Annotated in this window: 4 protein-coding genes and 1 pseudogene; all 5 read right to left on the minus strand. The window is 53.8% G+C overall.

The features are described from left to right. Positions 1-431: pseudogene (locus H6F43_RS20040) on the minus strand (hypothetical protein); the annotation flags it as partial. A gap of 309 nt (positions 432-740) precedes the next feature. Further along, positions 741-1,916 carry a glycosyltransferase gene (locus H6F43_RS20045; RefSeq protein WP_190344777.1) on the minus strand — a complete coding sequence of 392 codons (1,176 nt, stop codon included), beginning with the start codon at positions 1,914-1,916 and terminating at the stop codon, positions 741-743. Positions 1,917-2,072: 156 nt separating this feature from the next. Continuing rightward, positions 2,073-3,362 (minus strand): hypothetical protein, encoded by a 1,290-nt coding sequence (locus H6F43_RS20050; protein ID WP_190344779.1) that lies wholly within the window; start codon positions 3,360-3,362, stop codon positions 2,073-2,075. 31 nt (positions 3,363-3,393) lie between these two features. Beyond that, positions 3,394-4,773 (minus strand): O-antigen ligase domain-containing protein, encoded by a 1,380-nt coding sequence (locus H6F43_RS20055; RefSeq protein WP_190344781.1) that lies wholly within the window; start codon positions 4,771-4,773, stop codon positions 3,394-3,396. Between the two features lie 35 nt (positions 4,774-4,808). Further along, positions 4,809-6,266, minus strand: coding sequence for an FAD-binding domain-containing protein (locus tag H6F43_RS20060; RefSeq protein ID WP_190344783.1), 1,458 nt, complete (start codon positions 6,264-6,266; stop codon positions 4,809-4,811). Positions 6,267-6,523 lie beyond the last annotated feature (257 nt).

Raw genomic sequence — 6,523 nt, forward strand, 5'->3', positions numbered from 1 at the left:
ACCTGAAATAGCTCATTAGCATACGCAAGAATGCCTACCGGAAACGGCTGTCCCTTATAGCTAAGATGGGGTTGTACATCCCATTCGTTAGGACCTTCAACCGCTTCGATCGACGGCAGCACCGGAGCAATCGCCGTACTGATCACGTTGGAAGGATCAATGCCATCGCGGGGGTCCATCACGAGTGTGGAGTGGATACCGATCGTTGCCAAGTCGTTCAGTCTGCGAAAAAATTCGGGGTCTCTGCCGCCATCGCGGATGTGACGCACGCCGAGTTCTTGCAGTTTCGGTTTCACAATGTCCTCGTAGTGTGCGTAGGCAGTGTCTAAGTAGCGCAGGTGGGTTACAACGCCGATCGAGTCTACAAAGGCACTAGCGCTCCGAGCAGGTTCATTCACAACCTGCGTTTGAGCCGCTTGAGGGTGAGTCACGATGAGAAGCCCTGTGCTCACAATTGATAGCGCAGCATACTTCCACCGTTGAAGCCAACGGCTGAACGAAAAGAGAATAGTCATGTGGTGGGTAGGGTAGAGAAATGAGACACTTGAACCGCTATGTTTGCGTCTAGAAAACGTACCCAGAATTGGCGCAAAGTCTCGTTAGCTCATGAGTCTGCTTCCTGGCTTTGGCTGGAAGCTCGATTCCTCAGGAACAGAATCGTAGATAACCGTAATCATCTATTTTTGGACAAGACAATCAAAACGATCGGCGATCGTCCCGAGCCTCTAAAGCACTTGACACTATGGCGGATCGCGACATGGTGCTGGATTTCCGACTGGTTTGCCCTGGCTCACCTGCTGCAACTGCTCAGCGATCTGTCGCTGAATGGTTAAGAGATCAAATCGCTGACTGGCTTGCTGTTGGGCACGATCGCCGATCGCACTAGCAGTGTCGGGCTGCGCCTGAGCCTCTCGAATCGCGGCTGCCAGCGCCTGAGGATCATTTGGAGGTACGAGCCATCCGGTGCTGCCCGACTCGACAAGTTCGATCGCACCGCCCGCCGCGCTTGCCACTACAGGACGCCCGCACAGCATTGCTTCCACGATTACCCGTCCAAATGGCTCCGGTGCCGTGGAGGTGTGAGCAACCAAGTCGCAAGCGTGCATCAGCGGAATCACATCCGATCGGAAGCCCAAAAACCGCACGCGGTCCTGCAAGCCTAGTGCCGTCACCTGAGCCTGTAGCTGCTGAGCGTACTCCTGCTCTCCAAACAGGGCGCTACCCACAAACAGCGCTGTCACATCGGCTGAGCAGTTAGTCAGCGCTTCTAGCAGCACGTGCTGCCCCTTCCAGGGCGACAGGCGGCTGAACTGCCCCACGACAAATCCAGTTAAACCCAACGATCTCCGCACGACGTCCCGATCAGCCGCTTGATAGGTCGCTGGATCAAAACCGTTGTAGATCACGCTGGTTAAGCGCGATTGTCCACCCGCCGCGACGAATGCCGATCGAGTTGCTTCGGAATTGGTAATCACCTGCGCAGCAAACTGATTTGCCAGTAGCACCGCAAGACGGCGATTCACCGAGCTGAAGTGCTCCTCCGACAGAATATCGTGCAGATGGTACACCAGCGGACGGCGACCCAACCCGCTTGCCAGTGCGCCCACAACCAGCGCTTTTTGCGTGTTGGCGTAAATCAGGTCAAATCCCTGGCTAAGCTGGGAAACGCGGACTGCCAGCGGTAAAAGCTGTCTCAGGCTGCTCAATCCCTGCCACAGTCCGCTTTGCTTACGAATCTGAAGCGATCGCGCCGTCAACACCTGCACCGGAATCTGGTGCTGCTCTAGGGCAGCTCGGAACGGTCCATCCGCTAGCAGTGCAACGACGCTGTGATCGCGATAGGGTTTAGCAACGTCTAGCAGGCACAATTCTGCGCCGCCTAGCTCACCGCTTTGGTCTAGGAACAGAATTCTCACAGCACGCTATTCGAAACGAGAGGGATCAACAAAATGGTCTTCTAACGGTTTGGCTATCAGCGATGCTTATAACTCAAAGAAAGCAGAACATTTGTTTAAAGGTTGGGCGCAACAATGAACAACTCTAACCCCTGAATACCAAAAATCGATCAAAGTTTACCGGGGATTATCCAGAGGCGCTCCAAAGTGCTGCCACCGCTGATTAAATTCTTCTGTAAGACGTCGTTGATAGATCGATCGCCACCTAAAATCACGTACCAGCACGCCTTCTTTAAGCGAGACTTTGACAACAGCACCATCCGAATGAATCGTTTGATTTACCTCGCCAGTTTGGTAGGTATCAATGATGTCGAGATTGACCACGGCGTAGGTGCAGTGTAACAGAACAATGAGGCTGAGATAAATGATTTGGCGAGTTTGATTAGGAATCAGCGCAATAAAATAAGCAACGCAAAATAAAACAGGAATTAGATATTGATATTGATGCGGTAATCGAGCAAACAAAAACTCACTGTAAAGGAAACCAGTCAGAACTGCAAGAAATACTAGCTGAGGCGCAGTCACCGTACGAAAAGGATTGGCGCGAATTTTTCTCCAAAAAAAGTCTCTTTCTCGAATCAAGCAGAAGAGTAACACAATAAACGCTGGCAGTCCCCAAAGGTACAAATTTTTGTAAATAAACCGTGCTACAACCCCCAGCGTTCCACCCGATGTATCTGAGGCAAATCCCAAAAAAGAAAACGTCATACCAGACGCAAAAAATACCGGTGAATAGAGGGCTGCGGAACCTAGCAGAAATAGCAACCAGCCCTGAAAATAGCGGCCGCGAAGACTCGGATGTTGCCGTAAGTAAGGAAAATAAAAGGTTAGCGCGATCGCGCCCATTGGACCATAGGTCAGACGAGAGGAGACTGCTAGGGCAAATAGCAACCCCGCCCAACGAAAGCGCTGCTGTAGCAAAAGAAATACGCCTAACATAAAGAAAAAGGCTGGATAGACGTAATCCGTTGAGGTAACAGAAGGAATGATCCAAAACGGATTTGATCCAACGACTGCTGTGGCTAGAACCGCTGTTAACGGTGCCGTAATCTGAGTAAGTAATCGGTAGAAAATATACAGGCTGCCGATCGCCAATCCTACGGATACCAAATTCGACAAATAGAAACTACCCACATGAGAAGCCGCGCCAATCACCAATTCTGGAACGAGATAGCCTTGGAACCGAGACGACACATAGCGCTGTTCGCTGAGCAAGCTTCTCCAAGTGCCAATCATGCGATAAATATCGTCATGGTTGCCGTAGCCGTTGAGCGCCAATCCTGCATAAATCAGCAGAATAATACCGAGTAGCCAATAAATGAGCTTACCTTCAGGGAAAACTCCCAATTGACGGGATGTTTGTGCAGAATCGAACACCGTTAGCGTTGATTTTGGCTGTTTAGTCATTAGGGTATCCCTCCACAATTGTTCCGGCTCTTTACTCCCTCACTGGCTGATGACAACCGTAGCGCTGCGCCGCGATCGTCATTCCCAAAAAGCTCCATAGCACCATGCCAAAGACTCCCAACATGACATTATTTAATCCAATCTGCGCCAGTGCTCCCAGCACGATCGCCTGCGCCGTTTTTCCAAACGTATCGGTTTGGGGCATGGAATTCCCAGCTCCATAAAACAGCAGCAGTCCCAACCCCGCAACATAGGGGAGCGTACCCAGCCACCCCAGCGTAAATAGCAAACTGAGCACGCCACTGTCGTTACTGCCTAACGAGTCCGAGGGAAGCGTGCTGCCGAGTCCCTGCCCCAGCACTTGGTTGAGGGCGATTCCTAACGCTTCGCTGTAGCCCTGCGATCGTGCAGCGTAGCTCGTATCGCTTCCGACATCGCCCAAAGTCTGAAGTCGCGTTTGAATTACGTTAGAAAACGGCTCGATCGTCGTCAGAGGAAACACCAGCAGCACCAAAACCAGCAGCGACAGAATCACGCGAATTTGCAAGCGGGGCTTCAGTGCCGGAATCAGCCACAGCAGCGAAACGGCCCATCCCAGCCAGGCAGATCGAGCAAGCGATAACAGAAACGACAGGTAGCCCACGATCGCCCCAAAAAAGCGACTCGTTCCCTGTCCACTAAACACCAATAGCAGCCCCGCTGCCAACACGAACGCAAACGGCTGCGGCGAATTCATAGTGCTGAAGACGCGAATGCTCAACGGTTCCGGCGTCCCAAACACCAGCGTTTCCTGATTGCTGAGCCAGAATCGATCCCACGCCGGAGCCGTCAAATACTGCACCACGCCGTACGTTCCCATTACCAGCACGCTCCACAAAAACGTGCGCTGTAACGTGTCTCGATACTGGGGATAGTCGCGCCAGTGAGCAAATAGATGAAATCCAAACAGAATTGGCGTTAGCCAGTTCAGAAGCGGCACGATCGTCGCTGTTATCGGCGCATTAATCAGCCCCACCAGAAACCCGTAGACAACACCCAGCAGCGCCAGCAGAAAAGGCAACCCGCCCCGTGAATACGTTCCAGGTAGGTAACGAACTAGCGTGACGATCGTCACCAGCGTCGTCAAAAACGGTGCCAGCAGCAGCGGACTGGGATCAACCCAACCCGCTTGCACATCGACTAAGCGCCGCACCCACGGCGACAGAAACCACACCCACCACGTAAATCCCACATAGAGCGTCGGATTGTAGACGTACAAAAAGCTGCCCACGACAAAACAGCCTGCCGGGAACACCAGCCGCAGAACGCCTCCCACTCGCACCAGAAGACACAGCGCCGTCAGCGCCACCAGCGCCGCAATCGCGAACCAACTAGGGCTGATATGGACGCGGAAGCGAGTGGAAGCAGGCATAAGAGTTAGGAGTGAGGGACAGCCAACATTGCCTTCTAGGGTGTTACATCCGCACGAGGTTCCAGTGCTTTTTGTTGCTGATAGCGCTCCTTAAATAATCGCTGCTGCTGGTTGTGATCCACGATCGGCGTCGGATAACCGCAGCAGTCGCGATCGTAGTCGGAAATTTTGCCCGTAACAAGGTCTTCAGTGTCAAGGCTGCGGAGTTCCGGCACCCACTCGCGGATGTAGTCCGCCTCCGGGTCAAACTTCTTCGACTGACTGGCAGGATTGAAGATTCGCAGGGGCTTTGGGTCCATGCCGCTAGAGGCGCTCCATTGCCAGCCCCCATTGTTGGCAGACAAATCGGCATCGTAGAGCCGCTGCATGAAATACTTCTCGCCGAGCTTGACATCGATTAGCAAATCTTTGGTCAGAAAGCTAGCGACGATCATGCGACAGCGGTTGTGCATCCAGCCGAGTTCGTTCATCTGGCGCATGGCGGCATCGACGATCGGGTAGCCCGTTCTGCCCTCGCACCACGCCTGAAACTGCTCCATGTCGTTGATCCAGGGAAAATTCTGGAACGGCTTGCGGTAAGCGCCGTCTGCAAGCTGCGGAAAGAAGTACATCACGTGCTGATAGAACTCCCGCCACGCCAACTCATGCCGCCACGCCTGAATGCTGTCTCGCGCCTCGTCGCTGCGAGTGTGCTGTTCGACTTCGACGGTTTTTGCCCAAACGGTCCGAACGCCGATCGTTCCAAACTTTAGCGCCGCGCTTAGGTGCGAGGTGCTGTCTGAACTGGCGGGAAAATTGCGCTGCTCCCGGTAGTCAAAAATAGCGCGATCGCAAAAGTCCTCGAGTCGCTCGTGAGCCGCCGCTTCGCCCGGACTTAGCAGCAAAGGATTGGTCCAGAGAAAGCCCAGATCCTTAGCGCTGGGCAGGTCAATTACCCCTGCCTGCTGGGCGGCATCCTGTTCGGCGTCGCTCAGGTCCGCTGCGCCGTCAAGTCGAGGCGCAGGGGCAGCTTTCGGCTGACTGCTCCAGTTTTTCCAGAACGGCGAGTAGACCGTATAGGGCGTACCAGAGCCAGAGCGGATGTCTTCTGGGGCATGTAAAAGCTGATCCCAGAAATTCTGAAACTCGATGCCTGCGTGCTGCAAGGCGTCCTGGACCGCACGATCGCGCTCCTGCGAGTAGGGTTCAACATCCCAGTTCCAGAACACAGCGCTAGCACTTAGCGCCGTTGCCAAAGCGGGAATCCGGACGCGGGGGTCGCCCTTCAGAATGAGTAACTGGCTGCCTGCTTTGACGTAAGACTCCTGAAGCGCTTGCAAGCTGCCGATTAAATAAGTGACTCGTGCTGGTGCCACATCATCCCGCTCCAGAATGGCTGGGTCGAGGCAAAAGACGCCAACGACGTTAGCCGTCCGCTGGCGAGCTGCTGCAAGTCCCAAATTGTCCGAGAGCCGCAAGTCTCGTCGATGCCAAAACAAAATTCGATCGACCATAGCCTGAAATCACCAACACAACGAAACCACCGCAGTACGGCTATTTCAGATTAGCGCATTCCCACTAATCCGTTTTTAGGAGGCAGGATGTCCAACGCAATCCGGACAAGATATGGGGCAGACGTATGGCTGCTGCTGATGCTGCATCTTCTGGCCTATGGATGCATCGGCTTTTTGCTGGCGCTGCGAGTGTTGCCCTTCCAAGCTCCGGTTCTCGCTGCAACGATCGGGGGAATTACGCTCCTCTCGTGGGCAGG

The sequence above is a fragment of the Leptolyngbya sp. FACHB-36 genome (genome assembly GCF_014695955.1).
Taxonomy (GTDB): Bacteria; Cyanobacteriota; Cyanobacteriia; order Leptolyngbyales; family Leptolyngbyaceae; genus FACHB-36.